The organism is Comamonadaceae bacterium OTU4NAUVB1 (genome assembly GCA_024372625.1).
GTDB lineage: Bacteria > Pseudomonadota > Gammaproteobacteria > Burkholderiales > Burkholderiaceae_C > Variovorax.
Window position 1 is genome coordinate 3,005,001 of sequence record CP099605.1, and the last position, 18,009, is coordinate 3,023,009.

General features: G+C 70.4%; 18 protein-coding genes (1 of these 18 cut by a window edge). 12 read left to right on the top strand and 6 right to left on the bottom strand.

Annotation, left to right across the window (positions count from 1 at the left end; all coding sequences use genetic code 11):
* On the top strand, positions 1–40 hold the end of the coding sequence (locus tag NF681_17455) for an ATP-binding cassette domain-containing protein (GenBank protein UST54037.1). Its footprint begins 1,877 nt before the window's first position; only the last 40 of its 1,917 coding nucleotides appear in the window; its start codon lies beyond the left edge, outside the window; the stop codon is at positions 38–40.
* A gap of 283 nt (positions 41–323) precedes the next feature.
* Entirely contained in the window at positions 324–2,150 is a 1,827-nt protein-coding gene (locus NF681_17460) for a phospholipase D family protein (GenBank protein ID UST54038.1), read from the top strand.
* Positions 2,151–2,181: 31 nt separating this feature from the next.
* On the opposite strand, the gene NF681_17465 is transcribed toward NF681_17460, so the two are convergent.
* The gene (locus NF681_17465; protein UST54039.1) at positions 2,182–3,465 is read right to left on the bottom strand and encodes a DUF445 domain-containing protein; all 1,284 of its coding nucleotides are present in this window, start codon (positions 3,463–3,465) and stop codon (positions 2,182–2,184) included.
* A 57-nt stretch (positions 3,466–3,522) separates the two neighbouring features.
* Here NF681_17465 and NF681_17470 point away from each other — a divergent pair, with 57 nt between their 5' ends.
* Positions 3,523–4,728: a M20 family metallopeptidase gene (locus NF681_17470; GenBank protein ID UST54040.1), complete on the top strand. Its 1,206-nt coding sequence runs from the start codon at positions 3,523–3,525 to the stop codon at positions 4,726–4,728.
* Between the two features lie 22 nt (positions 4,729–4,750).
* Here NF681_17470 and NF681_17475 read toward each other — a convergent pair whose 3' ends face one another.
* Complete coding sequence (locus tag NF681_17475) at positions 4,751–5,539, bottom strand: type III pantothenate kinase (protein UST54041.1); 789 nt, start codon at positions 5,537–5,539, stop codon at positions 4,751–4,753.
* 208 nt (positions 5,540–5,747) lie between these two features.
* Between NF681_17475 and lysM the strand changes: the two genes are divergently transcribed.
* A complete protein-coding gene (gene lysM / locus NF681_17480) occupies positions 5,748–6,236 on the top strand; it encodes a peptidoglycan-binding protein LysM (protein UST54042.1) in 489 nt (162 codons plus the stop codon).
* A gap of 72 nt (positions 6,237–6,308) precedes the next feature.
* On the opposite strand, the gene NF681_17485 is transcribed toward lysM, so the two are convergent.
* Positions 6,309–6,752, bottom strand: coding sequence for a rhodanese-like domain-containing protein (locus NF681_17485; protein UST54043.1), 444 nt, complete (start codon positions 6,750–6,752; stop codon positions 6,309–6,311).
* Between the two features lie 126 nt (positions 6,753–6,878).
* Here NF681_17485 and NF681_17490 point away from each other — a divergent pair, with 126 nt between their 5' ends.
* The 6 genes from NF681_17490 (at position 6,879) to NF681_17515 (ending at position 12,430) form a co-directional block, all read left to right on the top strand.
* Positions 6,879–7,304 (top strand): CopG family transcriptional regulator, encoded by a 426-nt coding sequence (locus tag NF681_17490; protein ID UST54044.1) that lies wholly within the window; start codon positions 6,879–6,881, stop codon positions 7,302–7,304.
* Positions 7,305–7,449: 145 nt separating this feature from the next.
* Entirely contained in the window at positions 7,450–8,709 is a 1,260-nt protein-coding gene (locus NF681_17495; protein ID UST54045.1) for a PHB depolymerase family esterase, read from the top strand.
* A gap of 71 nt (positions 8,710–8,780) precedes the next feature.
* Complete coding sequence (gorA, locus tag NF681_17500; GenBank protein UST54046.1) at positions 8,781–10,163, top strand: glutathione-disulfide reductase; 1,383 nt, start codon at positions 8,781–8,783, stop codon at positions 10,161–10,163.
* Positions 10,164–10,196: 33 nt separating this feature from the next.
* Positions 10,197–11,687 (top strand): AMP nucleosidase, encoded by a 1,491-nt coding sequence (locus NF681_17505; GenBank protein ID UST54047.1) that lies wholly within the window; start codon positions 10,197–10,199, stop codon positions 11,685–11,687.
* Between the two features lie 55 nt (positions 11,688–11,742).
* Positions 11,743–11,955, top strand: coding sequence for a DUF3820 family protein (locus tag NF681_17510; protein ID UST54048.1), 213 nt, complete (start codon positions 11,743–11,745; stop codon positions 11,953–11,955).
* A 58-nt stretch (positions 11,956–12,013) separates the two neighbouring features.
* Entirely contained in the window at positions 12,014–12,430 is a 417-nt protein-coding gene (locus NF681_17515) for an alpha/beta hydrolase (protein UST54049.1), read from the top strand.
* Positions 12,431–12,522: 92 nt separating this feature from the next.
* Here NF681_17515 and NF681_17520 read toward each other — a convergent pair whose 3' ends face one another.
* Positions 12,523–13,803 carry a DEAD/DEAH box helicase gene (locus tag NF681_17520; GenBank protein UST54050.1) on the bottom strand — a complete coding sequence of 427 codons (1,281 nt, stop codon included), beginning with the start codon at positions 13,801–13,803 and terminating at the stop codon, positions 12,523–12,525.
* 340 nt (positions 13,804–14,143) lie between these two features.
* Between NF681_17520 and NF681_17525 the strand changes: the two genes are divergently transcribed.
* Positions 14,144–14,593: an RNA-binding protein gene (locus tag NF681_17525; GenBank protein UST54051.1), complete on the top strand. Its 450-nt coding sequence runs from the start codon at positions 14,144–14,146 to the stop codon at positions 14,591–14,593.
* A 125-nt stretch (positions 14,594–14,718) separates the two neighbouring features.
* On the opposite strand, the gene NF681_17530 is transcribed toward NF681_17525, so the two are convergent.
* Both NF681_17530 and purT read right to left on the bottom strand, forming a co-directional pair.
* Entirely contained in the window at positions 14,719–15,684 is a 966-nt protein-coding gene (locus NF681_17530) for an alpha/beta hydrolase (GenBank protein UST54052.1), read from the bottom strand.
* A gap of 73 nt (positions 15,685–15,757) precedes the next feature.
* Positions 15,758–16,972 (bottom strand): formate-dependent phosphoribosylglycinamide formyltransferase, encoded by a 1,215-nt coding sequence (purT, locus tag NF681_17535; protein ID UST54053.1) that lies wholly within the window; start codon positions 16,970–16,972, stop codon positions 15,758–15,760.
* A 148-nt stretch (positions 16,973–17,120) separates the two neighbouring features.
* Here purT and NF681_17540 point away from each other — a divergent pair, with 148 nt between their 5' ends.
* Complete coding sequence (locus NF681_17540; GenBank protein UST54054.1) at positions 17,121–17,969, top strand: 3-hydroxybutyryl-CoA dehydrogenase; 849 nt, start codon at positions 17,121–17,123, stop codon at positions 17,967–17,969.
* Positions 17,970–18,009 lie beyond the last annotated feature (40 nt).

Below are 18,009 nucleotides of genomic sequence, written 5' to 3' on the forward strand. Positions count from 1 at the left end.
GGTGCTGGAGCGATGGGACGTCCTGAGCGCCGGCCGCTGAGGCCCTGAAGCACGCGCGCCCACGAACGCCGGTCGCGCGAAACGGGTGACCGACCCGGTCGACCCGGCATGTCGCGTCCATCCGACCGCGCGGCAGACCGGGATCGCACCGGCGCGACCGGCCGGCATCGCCGTCGATCAGCCAGAGCCGACGACGGGCCGTGACCGAATTCACGTCGCGGGCAGGCGCGACAGGCGAAGCCGCACATCCCTGCGCAATGCATGGCCGGACGGGCGCCGCGCCTGACATCCTTGGCCTCCTTTTTCACCCCGGCAGCGTTCCAATGTCTCCACGTCTTTCCCTGGCCCGGTCCACTTCCGCGTTGCGTCGCCTGCTGGTGACCCTGACGCTGACTGCCGCCACCGCCGTCGTCGTCGGCTGCGCGCAGCTGCCCACCGATGTCCAGCGGCCCGTTTCAACGGCGCCGGCGCCCATGGCCGACACGCCGCTGGCCACGCTCGTGCAGGCGAAGCGGCAGGCGGCCGGGGCGCGCGTGGGATCGGGCTTCCTGCTCCTGGGCACGCCTCAGAGCGGTTACGGCAGCCGGCTGGCGCTCGTCGACATGGCACGCCGGACGCTCGATCTTCAGTATTACGCGATCCATGCCGATGCCAGTTCCTCTCGCTTGCTCGGGGCCGTGCGCGGCGCGGCGCGGCGCGGGGTGCGCGTGCGCATCCTGCTCGACGACTTCCACAGCACCGGTCGCAATGCGCTGGTGATGGGCCTGGCCTTCGAGCCGAACGTCGAGATGCGGATGTTCAACCCGCTCGCCGGGGCACGCGGCTCGGCCCTGGGACGCCTGTTCAATTCGATCAGCGACTTCGACCGCGTGCAGCAACGCATGCACAACAAGCTGTTCGTCGCCGACAACGTGATGGCCGTGACCGGCGGGCGCAACCTGGGCGACGCCTACTTCGGCATCGCGCAGAACAGCAACTTCATCGACCTGGACGTGCTCGCCGCCGGACCGGTGGTGCGCGAGCTGTCCGCGAGCTTCGACGGCTACTGGAACGATGAACGCGCCTATCCGGTGCAATCGCTGGTCTCGCAGGCGGAACTCCGCGAGATCCACGAACGCACGGTGGCCGCCGATGTCGAGCGGCGCGCGGACACGTCCCGGATGGCCGCCGGCGAGGCCGGCGCCGTGCCGGCCCAACAGGAGCCCTCCGGCGGCGCGCCCAAGCTCCCCGACGGCGAGCCGCGTCCGAGCGATGCCGGACCGACCGACGCCCAGTTCGCCGCCGCCTGGGACCAGCAGCCGATGGACCTCGCGAACGTCACGTTCACCTGGGCACCCGCCGTCGTGCTGGCCGACAAGCCAGCGAAGATCGCTGCCGAATCCGGTGGCGTCGACGGCGGCAACGGCAGCGCGACGGCGGATTCCGGGGCCACGCCGCCCGCTCCGGCCATCCCCGGCGGCGGTGGCGACACCGCCAGCGCGCCGTCGGACGGTGCCGGGGAGACCGTCGTCGACGGCCTGCTGCAGCTCATCGGCCAGGCGCGGCACGACCTGCTCGTGATCTCCCCCTACTTCGTGCCCGGCCCCGACATGAAGGCGGCGTTCTCGGCGGCCCGCGCACGCGGCGTGCGGGTTCGCGTGCTGACCAACTCGCTGGCCTCCAACGACGCGCCGGTCGCCCACGTCGGCTACGCGCGCCATCGCGAGGAACTCCTGGCGATGGGCATCGAGCTCTACGAGATGCGCAGCCGGCAGGCCGGACTCGGCAGCGTCCTCGGCGCGTCGGGCAGCGGCAGCGCGGGAAGCGAATCCGGCGGTGCCTCGCGCGCCATGCTGCACTCCAAGGCGCTGGTCCTCGACGGCCGGCTGTTCGTCATCGGCTCGATGAACCTCGACCTGCGCTCGCAGCTTCAGAACACCGAGATCGCCCTGCTGATCCGCAGCCCCGAACTCTCCACGCTCGTCACCGACCGGATCGGCACCGTGCTGCGCGAAGGCGCCTGGCGCGTCGAGCGGGAGGACGGGCGGCTCGTCTGGCGCGCGCCGCAGGGCAGCGGCCTGACCGACGCGCGCACCGAACCCGACACGAGCGCCGGCCTTCGCCTGCTGCTGAAGGTCTTCGGACCGCTGGCGCCGGACGAACTGCTGTGAGCCCGACGATGGCGACCCGCCCCGGCATGGTTCACCGGCCGAACAGCTGCGTCACGGCGTGGATCAGCAGTCCCACCAGCCCGCCCACCAGCGTGCCGTTGATGCGGATGAACTGCAGGTCGCGCCCGATGTTGCGCTCGAGCTCGCGCGTCATCTCGTCGGCGTTCCACTGGCCCACCCGCTCGACGATGTAGCGGCGGATGTCCTCGCGGTAGCGCTCGATGGCGCGCGGCGCGGCGTCCATGACCTGCTCGTTGATCCAGCGGCGCATCGCCTCGTCCTGTGCCAGGCGCTCGCCCAGCGCACCGGCCATGTCGACGATGCGCTGACGCACGCTGGAGTCGGCGCGCGCGAGGTCGTCGCCGAGCCAGTCGCGCAGCTGGCCCCAGAGCCCGTGGAGGTACTCGCCGAGCGCCGGATGCGTCTGCAGCTCGGCGCGGATGCGTTCGCCGCGCTCGCGGAACGCCGGGTCGTGCTTGAGCTTGTCGACGAACTCGACGACGAAGACGTCGAAGCGCTGGCGCAGCGGATGGCCGGGCTCGTCGGCCAGCTCGCCGATGGTGCGCGCCACCGCGGCGACGATCTTGCGCGTGGCCGCGCGCGCGGCGACCTGGTCGAGCCCCACGTAGCGCAGCGTCTTCACCTCGCGGGCGATGGCCTCGGTGATGCGCGCCTGCACCTCCTCGCCCTCGACCACGTGCGCGACCTGCGCCAGCACGTCGTCCAGGAGCGCCTGATGGCGACCGTCCGCCGTGAGCGCGTCGAGCGCCTGGCCGAGCAGGCGCGAGAGGTCGATCCGCGCCAGTCCGGCGGTCGCGGCGCGGGCCAGGAAGGCGCGCACGCGCTCGTCGTCGAAGGCGGCGAGCCCGTGGCGCGCCACCGCCACCGCGTGGTCGCCCAGCGTGGCCGCCCGCGCCGGATCGGACAGCCAGCGCGCGAGCCGCGCCGCCGGGTCGAACTGCGCGAGCTTGGCGAGCACCTGCTGGGTGCTCAGGAAGTTGTCGACGATGAAGCCGGCGAGCTTGGCGCCGATGCGGTCCTTGTTGGCCGGGATGATCGCCGTGTGCGGGATCGGCAGGCCCAGCGGATGGCGGAACAGCGCCGTCACGGCGAACCAGTCGGCGATGGCGCCGACCATCGCCGCCTCGGCGAAGGCGGCCGCGTAGCCCCAGGCCGGATGCCGCCCTTCCAGCGCGCTCGCCACGCCGTAGAGCAATGCCGCGCCGCCGAGCAGCCCGAGCGCGATGCGCTTCATGGTGGTCAGCGCGCGGACCTGGGACGCGGCGGAAGTGGAGGATTCGGGCGATGCGGACATGGGGCCGCATTGTCCGGGAAGCCCCGTGGGCGCGACGCCAGGCCTAGACTGTGCCGCATGAAACTCATCGATTCGATCCTCACCCAGGCCGCGGGCATCGCATCCATCCGCCGCGATCTGCATGCCCACCCCGAACTCTGCTTCCAGGAGGTGCGCACGGCCGACGTGGTCGCGGCGCGGCTGGCCGAATGGGGCATCCCGGTGCACCGCGGGCTGGCGACGACGGGCGTGGTCGGCATCGTGAAGAACGGCACCAGCACGCGCGCCATCGGCCTGCGCGCCGACATGGACGCGCTGCCCGTGACCGAGCTCAACACTTTCTCCCACGCCAGCACGCACCCCGGCCGGATGCACGCCTGCGGCCACGACGGCCACACCGCGATGCTGCTGGCCGCGGCCCAGCACCTGGCGAAGCACCGCGATTTCGACGGCACGGTCTACCTGATCTTCCAGCCGGCCGAGGAAGGCGGCGGCGGCGCGCGCGAGATGGTCAAGGAAGGCCTGTTCGAGCGGTTCCCGATGGACGCGGTCTTCGGCATGCACAACTGGCCGGGCATGAAGGCCGGGCAGTTCGCCGTCAGTCCGGGCCCGGCGATGGCGTCGAGCAACGAGTTCAGGCTCACGGTGCGCGGCAAGGGCGGCCACGCGGCGCTGCCCCACACGACCATCGACCCCGTCCCGGTCGCGTGCGAGATGGTGCAGGCCTTCCAGACCATCCTCACGCGCGGCAAGAAGCCGACCGACGCGGGGGTCGTCTCGGTGACGATGATCCATGCGGGCGAGGCCGTGAACGTCATCCCCGATCGCTGCGAACTGCGCGGCACGGTGCGCACCTTCTCCCTGGAAGTGCTCGACCTGATCGAGTCGCGCATGGCGACGATCGCCGAGCACGTCGCGGCCGCCCACGGCGCCCAGTGCGACTTCCAGTTCATCCGCAACTACCCCCCGACCATCAACAGCGCGGCCGAGGCGAACTTCGCGCGCGGCGTGATGGCCGGCATCGTGGGGGAGGAAAACGTGCTCGCGCAGGAGGCGGCCATGACCGCCGAGGACTTTTCCTTCATGCTCCTGGAGCGGCCCGGCGCCTACGCCTTCATCGGCAACGGCGACGGCACCCACCGCGCGCCGCTGCACGGCGGTGGTCCGTGCACGCTGCACAACGCGAGCTACGACTTCAACGACGACCTGATTCCGCTGGGCGCGACCTGCTGGGTGCGGCTGGCCGAGGAGTTCCTGAAGCCGTCGAACGGCGCGCCGGCCTGACGGGCAAGGAACGCGGCGGGCCTCAGCCCCGCGCGGCCACGGCCCGCGCCGCGGCGATCACCAGCAACCCGTCCATGACGAGCCCGTCGACCAGCTCGAACGGGGTGACCATCGAAGGCGCCATCTTCCAGCCCGCGCCACCGGTCATGTAGCAGGCCGGCTCCGCGCCACAGTGGTGCATGACGTGCTGGCGCATGCGCTCGACCGCGCCCGCGATGGCGTAGGTGCCGCCGCTGGTGAGCGCGTCGCTGGTGTTGGTGGGAAATTCGCAGACCTCGCCGGTGGGCACGTGCAGCCCGGCGGTGCCCGACTCCAGGGCGCGCAGCATGATCCCGTGACCCGGCAGGATCAGTCCGCCCAGGAATCGTCCGTCGCCGTCGATGGCCTCCACGGTGACGGCCGTGCCGATCATCACCACCACCATCGGACGCGCCGGTCCCTGCGACAGCATGCGGTGGCGCGCGCCGATCATCGCCACCCAGCGGTCCGATCCCAGCCGGGTGGGGTGGTCGTAACCGTTGACCAGCCCCGCTTCCGCCGCGCTCGGCACGACCCAGCGCGGCGTGCAGTCGAAACACTCCTCGATCTGCTCCTCGGCGCGGCGGCGCACCGCATCGCCGGCCACCACGCAGCCCAGCATCGCGTCCGGCGACGGAAATCCGGCCAGTTCGGCCCAGGGCCCTTCGGCCAGCCGCTCGACGTGATCGAGGAACTCGGCGCCCTGCGCGAGCAAGGCGGCGTCCGGGCCCGGCAGGTCGTAGAGCGCCCATTTGAGGCGTGTGTTGCCGATGTCGATGGCCAGGAAAGTCATCGCCGGATTATTGCGATGTTGTCGGTACTTTCGTTGTATTCAGACGACCGGCATTTCACGGACCCGCCACATTTCTCCGGGCTGCCCACACAGGCACACGCGCTCACAACCTACGTCGTCGGCGTCCGGCCGCCCCTAGAAATGCGGGTACCGACCCGGACCCGCAGCGGTCCTTCGGTCTTCATCAACATCATCGAAGGAGTGAATCATGGGATTGCTGAGTTTCATCAAGGAAGCGGGCGAAAAACTGTTCGGCGGCTCGTCGGCCCACGCGGCCGAAGCGGCACCCGGCGCCGCCACCGACCCGAACGCGGCCAACACCGCCGCGGCCAATGCCATCAAGACGTACATCGAGACCCAGAACCTGGGCCTGACCAACCTGCAGGTGGGCTACGTCGCATCGACCGGCGTGGTCACGTTGTCGGGCAGCGCGCCGTCGCAGGAAGCCAGCGAGAAAGCCGGCCTGGCCGCCGGCAACGTGGCCAACGTGACGAGCGTGGACAACAACCTGGAAGCACCGGCCGCCGCCGCGGCCCAGTACCACGACGTGGTCAGCGGCGACACGCTGTCGGCGATCTCCAAGAAGTACTACGGCGACGCCAACAAGTACAACGCGATCTTCGAGGCCAACAAGCCCATGCTCACGAGCCCCGACAAGATCTACCCCGGCCAGAAACTGCGCATTCCCGCGCTCTGATGCCCTCGGGGACCTCGAGCGGGACACGCCTCCATGCCTGTCCCGCCCGAAGTTCCTTGTGTCTTCTTCCGGTCAGCCCTGCGTCCAGGGCAGACCACGAAAACGCCATCCACCCGTGCGGTTGCGATGGCGTTGTGCATCGGGGTCTCCCTCGAAACCTTCGAGGATGTTGTAGGCCTCCAGGCCCAGTTCCGTCGCCCGCTTCGCCGCGGCGACCGAACGAACCCCGCTTCGGCACAGCAGCGCGACCTTCCTGCCCGGCGGCACCGCCGCCCGCAATTGCGCGTCGAACACCGGATTGAGTTCCATGCCCGGCCACTGCTTCCAGGCCACCGGGATGGCACCCGGCACACGCCCCACCCATTCGCGTTCGGCATCCGTGCGGACGTCGACCAGCACGGCCTCTTCCGTCTCCATCCATCGAAGCGCCTGCTCGGGCGTGATGTCGCCGGCATAGCCGTGGGCGCCGACGGCGTCCGGGGAGATCGGCAGCGCGGCCGAAGGGTCTGTGGACATGGCGGGTCTCCTGTCGTGAATCGATGACGGATTCTCGCGGCTTCACCGGCTCATTCTCCCTACCAGCCTGTAGACATCCAACAGCCATCCATTGACCATCCACATGGATGGTAATAAGATCTGGGCATGGAAACGAAAACCGTCACGCCCCTCGCCCGCATCAAGCCGTCGGACGCCGAGAAGATCACCATCAACCTCGGTTACGTCGACCTCGGGCAGATCGATCTGCTGGTGACCGAGAGCTTCTATTCCAATCGCACCGACTTCATCCGCACCGCCATCCGCAACCAGCTCGCCGTGCATGGCGAGGTGGTCAAGCAGGCCGTGGCCCGCAAGATGCTGGTGCTGGGCCTGCAGCAATTCACCGCCGCCGATCTCGAGGCCGTGCGCCGCGCCGGCGACCGCCTGGAGATCCGCGTGCTGGGCCTCGCCGCCATCGCCGCCGACGTGAGCGTCGAACTCGCGCTCGCGACGATCGGCTCCATCACCGTGCTGGGCGCGCTGCACGCCAGTCCGGCGGTCAAGAACGCGCTGGCCTCGCGCATCCACTAGCGCGTCGCGCCCTCTCCGACGCGCCGGTCCGCAGGCCCTGCGCGCCTCGCCCCTCCTTACCTTTTCACTCTCCTTGTCCTTGCTTCCGATTCCTTCCACGACGTCACGACGCCCCACTTCACTTCCGCCTCACCGAAAGCCCCTCATGAACTCCCTCCTCCAACGCCTGATGACCGACGCCTCCCGCATGACCCAGGACGGCCAGCTGCAGGCCGCGACCGAGGCGATCCAGCGTGCGCTGCGCGCGGCCCGTCTCGACGGCCCGGACGCCGCCGTTCCTCCGGCGATGTCGGGCACGCTCGACCCGATGGCCCAGTTCGAGTCGTTCATGCAGCGTGCCACCAGCGCGACGGGCCAGACGGGCTTCGCGCCCGGCGCCTTCCCGGCCGGCTTCCCCACGGGTTTCGCGGCCGGCGCTCCGGCAACCCCTCCGGCGTCCCCGGTCGTGATCGACGGCTGCGTGCGCGTGATCGACGAGGAGCGCGCCCAACCGCAGGCGACGCCCACCGAACCGTCCACGCCCCGCGCACCCGACGGCGCCCGCCCCGAACGCTGGACCGACGCCAGCTTCACCCACCAGGGCCGCACCCTGGCCTACAAGCTCTTCGTGCCGGCCCGCGCGGCCGATGCCCCGGCACCGCCCCTGGTGCTCATGCTCCACGGCTGCACCCAGAACCCGGCCGACTTCGCCGCCGGCACCCGCATGAACGACCTCGCGCGCCAGGCCGGTGTGGTGGTCGTCTACCCGGCACAGACGCAGCACGCCAACTCGCAGAAGTGCTGGAACTGGTTCAAGTCGCAGCACCAGCAGCGCGGCCGCGGCGAGCCGGCCCTGCTGGCGGCGCTCACGCAGTCGATCGTCGCGGCCGAGCAGGTCGATCCGGCACGCGTCTACGTGGCGGGCCTGTCGGCCGGCGGCGCGATGGCCGACATCCTGGGGCACGTCTACCCGGACGTCTTCGCGGCGGTCGGCGTGCATTCGGGCCTGCCCGCGGGCGCGGCCACCGACCTGGTGTCGGCGCTGTCGGCGATGCGCGGCGCACCCTCGGCGGCACCGGTGGCCGTGCGCGCGCCCGGCACGCGCCGCGCGCCGGTGATCGTGTTCCACGGCGATGCCGATGCCACGGTGAGTCCGTCCAACGCGGCCGCCGTCGTCAAGGCCGCGCTCGACGGCGCCGGCGCGCCGGCGAAGGCCGTCGAGGGACGCTCGCCCCAGGGGCAGTCGTTCACGCGCACCGAACACGCCGGTGCCGACGGCCGGATCGCGGTCGAATCCTGGACGCTGCGCGGTGCCGGCCACGCCTGGTCGGGCGGCAGCGCGAGCGGCACCTACACCGACCCGCGCGGCGTCGATGCCAGCGCCGAGATGCTGCGCTTCTTCCTCGCGAACCCCCGCGCCCTGTAACCGGCGAGAGACACCGCCGCACTACCATCGAACGGATCCGGAGATCCGTTCATTCTTTCCTGCAAGGGCCCATGACGACGACCTACGACTTCGACCTTTTCGTGATCGGCGGCGGCAGCGGCGGGGTGCGCGCCGCGCGCATGGCCGCCCGGCGCGGCGTGCGCGTGGCGCTGGCCGAGGCCGCCGAGCTCGGCGGCACCTGCGTCAACGTCGGCTGCATTCCCAAGAAGCTCTACAGCTACGCGGCCGGCTATGCCGAGGCCTTCGAGGAGGCGCATGGCTACGGCTGGGACCTGCCGACGGCGCCGAGCTTCGACTGGGAACGCCTGAAATCCCGGCGCGCCCACGAGATCCATCGCCTCAACGGCGTCTACCAGGGGCTGCTCGACGCCACCGGGGTGACCCTGATCCGCGGCTGGGCGCAGGTGGCCGACGCCCACACCGTCACCGTCGGCGACCGGCGCCACACCGCGCGCCACATCCTCGTGGCCACTGGCGGCATGCCGTTCGTGCCCGACGTGCCGGGCCGCGACCTCGTGGCGGTGTCGGACGACATGTTCGACCTGGCGACGTTCCCGAAGCGCCTGGTGGTGGTGGGCGGCGGCTACATCGCCTGCGAGTTCGCCTCGATCTTCAACGGCCTGGGCACGCAGGTCACCCTGCTGCAGCGCCAGGCGCACATCCTCAGCAGCTTCGACGAGAACGTGCGCGAGTTCCTCGCGCGCGAGATGGGCAAGGCGGGCGTCGACATCCGGCTCAACGCCCGGGTGGCGTCCGTGGTGGCGTCGTCCCTGGAGGACGCCGAAGCTGCGCCGCTCGAGGTCGTGCTGGAAAGCGGCACGCGCATCCCGGCCGACGTCGTGCTCTACGCCACCGGGCGCCGTCCCTGCACGCAGGGCCTGGGACTGGAGGCGGCCGGCGTCGAACTCGACGCGCAAGGGGCGGTGGTGGTCGATGCGCACTACCGCAGTTCGGTGCCGTCGATCCACGCGCTGGGCGACGTCTCCACCCGCGTGCAGCTCACGCCGGTGGCGCTGGCCGAGGCCATGGCGCTGGTCGACCGGCTGTTCGGCGACGGCCGGCGCGAGGTCGACTACGAGTTCATCCCCACGGCCGTCTTCACCCACCCGAACGTCGGCACCTGCGGTCTGACCGAGGCGGCCGCGCGCAAGAAGTTCGACGACGACGTGACGGTCTTCGCCAGCGAGTTCAAGACCCTGCGCCACACGCTCTCCGGGCGCGACGAGCGCACCTTCCTCAAACTGCTGGTCCACACGTCGAGCGACCGCGTGGTGGGCCTGCACATGGTCGGCCCGGACGCCGGCGAGGTGGTGCAGGGCTTCGCGGTGGCGATGCGCGCGGGCGCGACCAAGGCGCAGTTCGACACCACCATCGGCGTGCACCCGACCGTGGCGGAGGAATTCGTGTCGATGCGCGAAGCCCTGCCGGACTGACGACGGCCGGGGGCGCGTTGGCACAATGGCCGCATGCCCTACATGCCGCCTTTCGTCGCCCCCGCCCGCTTCAACGACGCCGCCGCGGCGCTGGAACACGTCCAGAAGATCTACCAGGATGCGATCGCGCACCTGCGCGAATCGATGCTGCGCTTCGTCGCCGGCGACACCCTGCCCGGGCGCGTGCGGGCCTGCTACCCGTTCGTGCGGGTGCACACGCACACCGTCTCGCTGTCGCGCCCGACCGCGCCCACCACCGCCGGCCTGAGCTACGGCTTCGTCGCCGGCCCGGGCCGCTACGAGACCACGCTCACGCGGCCCGACCTGTTCAGCCGCTACTACCTCGAACAGTTCCGCCTGCTGCTGGAGAACCACGGCGTCGAGCTGGAGGTCGGCATCGCCAGCCAGCCGATCCCGATCCATTTCTCCTTCGCCGAGAACGACCACATCGAGGGCACCATGAGCGCCGAGCGCCGCGCCCTGATGCGCGACGTGTTCGACCTGCCCGACCTCGCCGCCATGGACGACGGCATCGCCAACGGCACCCACGTGCCGCGCCAGGGCGACGCCGAGCCGCTGGCGCTCTTCACGGCCGCGCGCGTGGACTATTCGCTGCATCGCCTGCGCCACTACACCGGCACCGCGCCGGAGTGGTTCCAGAATTTCGTGCTGTTCACCAACTACCAGTTCTACATCGACGAGTTCATCGCGCTCGGGCGCGAGGCGATGGCCGATCCCGACAGTCCCTACGTCGCCTTCATCGAGCCGGGCAACGTGACGAACTACCGCGTCGGCTACGCGGGCCCCGAGGGCGGCGTCGCACCGCCGCGCCTGCCGCAGATGCCCGCCTACCACCTGGTGCGCGCCGACCGCACCGGCATCACCATGGTCAACATCGGCGTCGGCCCGTCCAACGCCAAGACCATCACCGACCACATCGCCGTGCTGCGCCCGCACGCCTGGATGATGCTGGGCCACTGCGCCGGTCTGCGCAACAGCCAGCAGCTGGGCGACTACGTGCTGGCCCACGCCTACGTGCGCGAGGACCACGTGCTCGACGAGGAACTGCCGCTGTGGGTGCCGATCCCTGCGTTGGCGGAAATCCAGCTGGCCCTGGAGAAGGCGGTGGCCGACGTGACCCGCCTGGACGGCACCGAACTCAAGACCATCATGCGCACCGGCACCGTCGCGAGCACCGACAACCGCAACTGGGAACTGCTGCCGCAGAACGAACCCCAGCGCCGCTTCAGCCAGAGCCGCGCCGTGGCGCTGGACATGGAGAGCGCCACCATCGCGGCCAACGGCTTCCGCTTCCGGGTGCCCTACGGCACGCTGCTGTGCGTCTCCGACAAGCCGTTGCACGGCGAGATCAAGCTGCCGGGCATGGCCAACCACTTCTACCGGGAACGCGTCGAGCAGCACCTGCGCATCGGCATGCGCGCCATCGAGATCCTGCGCGCCGAGGGCTCCAGCCGGCTGCACAGCCGCAAGCTGCGCAGCTTCGCGGAAGTCGCCTTCCAGTGAGGCGGACACGGCCGTCCGTTGAAGACGTCGGCATACGTTCCGACATCCGCAGCCGATGAATTCCGAAGACCTGCAGCGCCTGGTCACGCTGGAGATGCCCTTCGGCAAGTACAAGGGCACCCTCATCGCCGACCTGCCCGGCGCCTACCTGACGTGGTTCGCCCGCACGGGGTTTCCGAAGGGCGAGATCGGGCGACTGCTGCAGCTGATGCACGAGATCGACCACAACGGGCTCAAGGACCTGCTGGCGCCCCTGCGCCGGCGCTGACATCGGGAACGGCCGAGACCCGGCACGGCGGGCAGGAGGCGTGGCGGGCGTGACCCGCATGGACGATCCCCTCCAGGGCGCCACGGGCAAGCTGCCGGCGCGCATCGACACGCCCGACGGTCCGGGTCGGTTCCCCATGGTCGTTGACGTCCACGGCGGCGGCCGGGTCATCGTCGACGAGCAGGTCCACGACGGTGGCGCGCGCGGCATCGCCAAGGAAGCCGACGCGGTCGTCATCTCGGTCGACCATCGGCGTGCGCCGGAAGCCAAGTCCCAGGCCGCGTGGGACGACACCCCGGCCTCGTGCGAGTGCACGCTCGCCGACGCGGCGAAGCACAAGGGCGACCGCAAGCGCGTGGCACGGGCCGGCAAGGATGCCGATGGCAACCTGGCCGTCGTCGCGGCCGTCGTGGCCAAGGCCAAGGGAGCCCAGGCCTGCGCCGGCCAGCGTCTGAAGGGTGCCTTCGGTTCCTGATGCGTCCCGACGCGCTGACGTCCTGGCGCCCCGACGGTCCGCGCCCCGATCGGGTCCGGCGTTGCGGGCCCGGCGCACCGCGCCGGAAGCCGTCAGCCGCCCTGCTGCGTCTGCGCCGCGCGCAGCTTGTCCTTCTTGCTCGGCCGCCGGCCCTTCACGCCGCCCGTGCCGGCCGCCGCCTCGGCGATGGCCGCGGCCCCGACCGCCGCCCCCGTACCGGTGGCCCCCGTCCCGATCGGCTCGAAACCCGTGATCCGCTCGCGCGGCACCGGCTGCCCCTGGCGCTTCTCGATCAGGCGGAAATGCGCTTCGGTCGAAGCGTCGACGAAGCTCACCGCCAGACCACGCTCGCCCGCGCGGCCGGTGCGCCCGATGCGGTGCACATGATCGATCGCCGAGCGCGGGAGGTCGTAGTTCACCACCACCGGCAACGCGGTCACGTCGATGCCGCGCGCGGCCAGGTCGGTCGCCACGACCACCTGCACGCGTGACGCCTTGAGGTCGGCCAGCACCTGGCTGCGCTTGCCCTGGCTGAGGACGCCATGGAACGGTTCGGCCGCCAGCCCGGTCTTGCGCAGCTTGTCGGCCACGGTCTCGGCGGCATGCTTCGTGGCGACGAAGACCAGCACGCGCGTCCAACCCTCCTCCCGCACCAGCCGCGCGAGCAGTTGCGTGCGCCGAGGCGCATCGACCTCGATGGCGCGCTGAAGGATGTCGGGCGCCGTGGCCGGCACGCTTTCCACGTCGATGCGCAGCGCCTCGTGCAGCACCCGGCCGGCGAGCTTCTCGATGGCTGGCGCGAAGGTGGCCGAGAACAGCAGGGTCTGGCGCCGCGCGGGCACCAGGGCCAGGATGCGCTGGAGTTCCGCATCGAAGCCCAGGTCGAGCAGCCGGTCGGCCTCGTCGAGCACCAGCATCGACACGGTGCCCAGGTCGATCGCGTGGTGGTCCACCAGGTCGAGCAGCCGGCCGGGCGTCGCGACCATGACGTCGGCACCGCCGCGCAGCGCCATCAGCTGGGGATTGATCGACACCCCGCCGAAGGCCACGGCGATGCGCGCGGGCTCCGGCAGCGCGCGGGCGAGGTCGCGCAGCGTGTCGCCCACCTGCGCGGCGAGCTCCCGCGTGGGCACCAGCACCAGGGCCTGCAGGCTGCGACGCCCGGCTCCGGGGAGCCGGCCCGACAGACGCTGCAGCAACGGCAGCGAGAAGGCGGCGGTCTTGCCCGAGCCCGTCTGCGCCGTCGCCAGCACGTCGCGGCCCGCGAGCACGGCGGGAATCGCGTCGCGCTGGATCGCGGTGGGCGTGGCATGGCCGAGATCGGCGAAGGCTTTCGCGAGGGAAGGGATGAGACCCAGGCTGGTGAATGGCATGCGACGCTCGCTGACGGATTTGGGGTCGGGCACCGTGTCTGCGCGAGAGGACGCGAAGGCGAGCGGTGCATCGACATGGAAGGGGGAACAGGACGGGACGCGGACCGCCGCGGCCCGCCAGAACTCAGGAAATACCCTGAATCGACACGATTTCAGCACGAACGGTGAAAGCATTTCCCCCAAAGCCGCCAGAGTGGACGACAATGCGCAAGTGTTTCGGTGATCTTTCACCCGACACGAATCGGTGATCCGGTAGTTTCGCGCCACAGCGCTCTTCAAGTCAGTTGTGATTCTGGGACTCCATCGCTTTGTTATTTTGGTTTGAATTAGGAGTCCCTCCATGGGCAAGAAACTCTACGTAGGCAACCTGTCCTACTCCATCCGTGACAACGACCTCGAACAAGCCTTCGGCGAGTTCGGTGCAGTGGCCAGCGCCAAGGTCATGATGGAACGTGAAACCGGCCGCTCCAAGGGCTTCGGTTTCGTCGAAATGGGCACCGACGCTGAAGCGCAGGCTGCCATCGAAGGCCTGAATGGCCACACCCTCGACGGCCGTGCGCTCACGGTGAACGAAGCCCGCCCGATGGAACCCCGTCCGGCCGGTGGTGGCTACGGTGGTGGTGGCCGCAGCGGTGGCGGCGGCGGCTACGGTGGTGGCGGCAACAGCGGCGGTGGCGGTGGCTACGGCGGCGGTGGTGGCGGCTACGGTGGTGGTGGCGGTGGCCGCAGCGGTGGCGGCGGCGGCGGTGGTTACGGCGGTGGCGGTGGCGGCAGCCGCGGCGGCTACTAAGCCCTCGCTTCCCGCATCCAAGATGCCTTCACCAGGACTTCGACGGTCGTGGTGAAGCAGAGAAAAGCTCCTTCGGGAGCTTTTTTCGTTTCCAGCGACAGCGCGGCACCCTGCCCGGCCAGCGTTCAGTCCCGCGTGGCCTTTGCCGATGGGGCGCTCGACAGGGCCCGCCGAAGTTCGACGGCGCATAGCGCGACCGCCGTGTGTGCCTCGTCCAGCACGCGCCCCATGGTGATGAAACCGTGGATCTGCCGCTCGAAGCAGACATAACTCACGCGGTTGCCGGCCCCGGAGAGCCGTCGCGCGAGGTCCGCGCCCTCGTCCACCAGCGGGTCGTGTCCGGCCGTGATCACCAGGGCCGGCGGAAGGCCGGCGAAGTCGTCCGCCAGCAGCGGTGAGGCACGCCAGTCGAGGTCGTGCCGTGGATCGTCGATGTAATGGTCGTGGTAGTAGGCCATCGACTCGTGGGTCAGCAGATACCCCTGGCCGTTGCGCGTGTGCGAGGAATGCCCACGACGCATGTCGGTGGCCGGATAGATCAGCAGCTGGAACGCGATGGGCAGGTCCCCGGCGGCGCGCGCGGCCAGCGCCACCACGGCGGCGAGGTTGCCGCCGGCGCTGTCGCCGCCCACGGCCAAGCGCGCCGCGTCGACGCCCAGGGCGGTGGCCTCGTGGCGCACCCAGCGCGTGGCGGCCAGCGCGTCGTCGACGGCGGCGGGAAAGCGGTGCTCCGGACCCATGCGGTAGTCCACGGAGACGACCGCGCAGCCGGAACCGTTGGCGAGTTCGCGGCACAGCGTGTCGTGCGTGTCCAGATCCCCGATGGTCCAGCCGCCGCCATGGAAATACACCAGCACCGGCGTCACGGCGCCAGCGCTGCCCAGCGGACGGTAGAAGCGCAGGGCGATGGGGCCGTTCGGGCCTTGGGCCTGAAGTTCGCGCACCTCGTCGACTTCGGGCGCATCGGGTTGCGTGAAGTGGCGCCGCTCGCGGTAGACCGCGCGCGCGTCGGTCGGGCTCAGCGTGTGGGTGGCGGGCAGGCCACGCTGCTCGATCAGGTCGAGCAGCGCGCGGGCTTGGGGATGCAGCATGGATCGATCCTTCGTCTTGGGAAAAAACACGCGCCACGACGCGCCGTGCCGGACCGTCGGGCGCCTGACCGCGTCAGGCCCGACGCGGCTTCACGCGCGAGGCGGCCTCCTTGGCGTTGCGACGCGCGGTGTCGACATCGCCCGCGTGGGCCAGCGCGACGCCCATGCGACGCTTCTCGAAACTCTCGGGCTTGCCGAACAGGCGCACGTCGGTGCCCGGCACGGCCAGTGCGTTGGCAACGCCCTCGAAGACGATTCCGGCCGCGTCCACGCCGCCGTAGATCACGGCGCTCGCCCCGGCGCTCTTGAGCGTGGTGTCCACCGGCAGGCCCAGGATGGCGCGCGCGTGCAGCTCGAACTCGTTCTGCCACTGGGTCGCCATCGTGACCATGCCGGTGTCGTGCGGCCTCGGGCTCACCTCGCTGAACCAGACGTCGTCGCCCTTGACGAACAGCTCGACGCCGAAAAGCCCTTGTCCGCCCAGGTCGTCGGTGACGGTGCGGGCGATGCGTCGCGCCCGCTCCAGCGCCAGCGGTGCCATCGGCTGCGGCTGCCAGCTCTCGACATAGTCGCCGCCGACCTGCACGTGGCCGATGGGCTCGCAGAAGCAGGTCTCGACCGCGCCGCCGGCGCCGCGCGCGCGCACGGTCAGCAGCGTGATCTCGTAGTCGAAGTCGACGAAGCCCTCGACGATGACCCGGCCATGGCTCACGCGGCCGCCCGCCATGGCGTGGTCCCAGGCCGCCTGGACGTCGCCGGGCCCGTCGATGCGGCTCTGGCCCTTGCCGGAACTGCTCATCACCGGCTTGACGATGCACGGATAACCGATGCCGCCGCCGCCCGCGTCGATGGCTGTCCGCAGCGCGTCGAGCGAATCGCAGAAGACGTAGGGACTGGTCGGCAGGCCCAGCGTCTCGGCCGCGAGGCGGCGGATGCCTTCACGGTCCATGGTCAGCCGGGCCGCGCGGGCGGTGGGGACGACACGCACCAAGCCGGCGTCCTCCAGCGCCTGCAGCTCGCCGGTGGCGATGGCCTCGATCTCGGGCACGACCAGGTCGGGCCGCTCGGCCTCGATCAGCGCGCGCAGCTGCGTCGCGTCGCTCATGGCCAGGGTGCGGGCGTGGTGCGCGACCTGCTGGCCGGGCGCGTGGTCGTAGCGGTCGACGGCGAGGGTCTCCACGCCAAGGCGCTGGAGCGCGATCAGCACCTCCTTGCCGAGCTCGCCCGAGCCCAGGAGCATCACGCGGGTGGCGTGGGGTGACAGCGGGGTGCCGAGGACGGTGGTCATGGAGGCGTTCTTTCAGGGCGGGGGACGAAGCGGGCGACAAGGAACTTTAATTCACAATCTTCAGGGTGCGCGGCCGGTCGATCCTGGCTTGCGCGACCTCGTCTCGAACTTCCATTCCACCTGTCTTTCCCTTCAAGGAGCATTTCCCATGAGCATCCAGACCGTCGGCATCATTGGCGCCGGAACGATGGGCAACGGCATCGCCCAGGCCTGCGCGGTCGTCGGCGTGAACGTCGTGATGGTCGACATCTCGCAGGCGGCCGTCGACAAGGGCCTCGGCGCCGTCGGCGCCAGCCTCGACCGGCTGATCAAGAAGGAGAAACTCACCGGCGCGCAGAAGGACGCGGCGCTCGCCCTCATCAGGGGCTCGACGGACTACGACGACCTCAAGGGCGCGCAGCTGGTCATCGAGGCGGCCACCGAGAACCACGCCCTCAAGGTGAAGATCCTCCAGCAGCTCGACGCGATCCTGCCGCCGGAGGTCATCGTGGCGTCGAACACCTCGTCGATCTCCATCACGCAGCTCGCCGCGGCCACCTCGCGCCCCGACCGCTTCATCGGCATGCACTTCTTCAATCCCGTGCCGATGATGGCGCTGGTGGAGATCATCCGCGGCTACCTGACCAGCGACGCCACGCACGACGCGGTCAAGGCGCTGTCCGAGACCCTGGGCAAGTCGCCCATCACGGTGAAGAACGCGCCGGGCTTCGTGGTCAACCGCATCCTGGTGCCGATGATCAACGAAGCCTTCTTCGTGCTGTCCGAGGGCATCGCCACGGCCGAGGACATCGACGCGGGCATGAAGCTGGGCTGCAACCAGCCGATCGGCCCCCTGGCGCTGGCCGACATGATCGGCCTGGACGTGTGTCTGGCGGTGATGGAGGTCTACCTGCACGAGTTCGGCGACTCCAAGTACCGGCCCTGCCCGCTGCTGCGCGAGATGGTCGCGGCCGGGCAGCTCGGACGCAAGACGAAACGCGGCGTCTACGCCTACTGACGACGGCCACCGGACCGACGCGCCCACACGGCCCCCGGCC

Excerpts from the sequence above, each read along its gene's own strand:
- NF681_17510 (UST54048.1), top strand. The coding sequence starts at position 11,743 with ATGAATTCCGAAGACCTGCAGCGCCTGGTCACGCTGGAGATGCCCTTC.
- NF681_17525 (UST54051.1), top strand. The coding sequence starts at position 14,144 with ATGGGCAAGAAACTCTACGTAGGCAACCTGTCCTACTCCATCCGTGAC.
- NF681_17460 (UST54038.1), top strand. The coding sequence starts at position 324 with ATGTCTCCACGTCTTTCCCTGGCCCGGTCCACTTCCGCGTTGCGTCGC.
- gorA (UST54046.1), top strand. The coding sequence starts at position 8,781 with ATGACGACGACCTACGACTTCGACCTTTTCGTGATCGGCGGCGGCAGC.
- NF681_17520 (UST54050.1), bottom strand. The coding sequence starts at position 13,803 with ATGCCATTCACCAGCCTGGGTCTCATCCCTTCCCTCGCGAAAGCCTTC.
- purT (UST54053.1), bottom strand. The coding sequence starts at position 16,972 with ATGACCACCGTCCTCGGCACCCCGCTGTCACCCCACGCCACCCGCGTG.
- NF681_17490 (UST54044.1), top strand. The coding sequence starts at position 6,879 with ATGGAAACGAAAACCGTCACGCCCCTCGCCCGCATCAAGCCGTCGGAC.
- NF681_17495 (UST54045.1), top strand. The coding sequence starts at position 7,450 with ATGAACTCCCTCCTCCAACGCCTGATGACCGACGCCTCCCGCATGACC.
- lysM (UST54042.1), top strand. The coding sequence starts at position 5,748 with ATGGGATTGCTGAGTTTCATCAAGGAAGCGGGCGAAAAACTGTTCGGC.
- NF681_17505 (UST54047.1), top strand. The coding sequence starts at position 10,197 with ATGCCCTACATGCCGCCTTTCGTCGCCCCCGCCCGCTTCAACGACGCC.
- NF681_17540 (UST54054.1), top strand. The coding sequence starts at position 17,121 with ATGAGCATCCAGACCGTCGGCATCATTGGCGCCGGAACGATGGGCAAC.
- NF681_17470 (UST54040.1), top strand. The coding sequence starts at position 3,523 with ATGAAACTCATCGATTCGATCCTCACCCAGGCCGCGGGCATCGCATCC.
- NF681_17515 (UST54049.1), top strand. The coding sequence starts at position 12,014 with ATGGACGATCCCCTCCAGGGCGCCACGGGCAAGCTGCCGGCGCGCATC.
- NF681_17530 (UST54052.1), bottom strand. The coding sequence starts at position 15,684 with ATGCTGCATCCCCAAGCCCGCGCGCTGCTCGACCTGATCGAGCAGCGT.
- NF681_17475 (UST54041.1), bottom strand. The coding sequence starts at position 5,539 with ATGACTTTCCTGGCCATCGACATCGGCAACACACGCCTCAAATGGGCG.
- NF681_17485 (UST54043.1), bottom strand. The coding sequence starts at position 6,752 with ATGTCCACAGACCCTTCGGCCGCGCTGCCGATCTCCCCGGACGCCGTC.
- NF681_17465 (UST54039.1), bottom strand. The coding sequence starts at position 3,465 with ATGTCCGCATCGCCCGAATCCTCCACTTCCGCCGCGTCCCAGGTCCGC.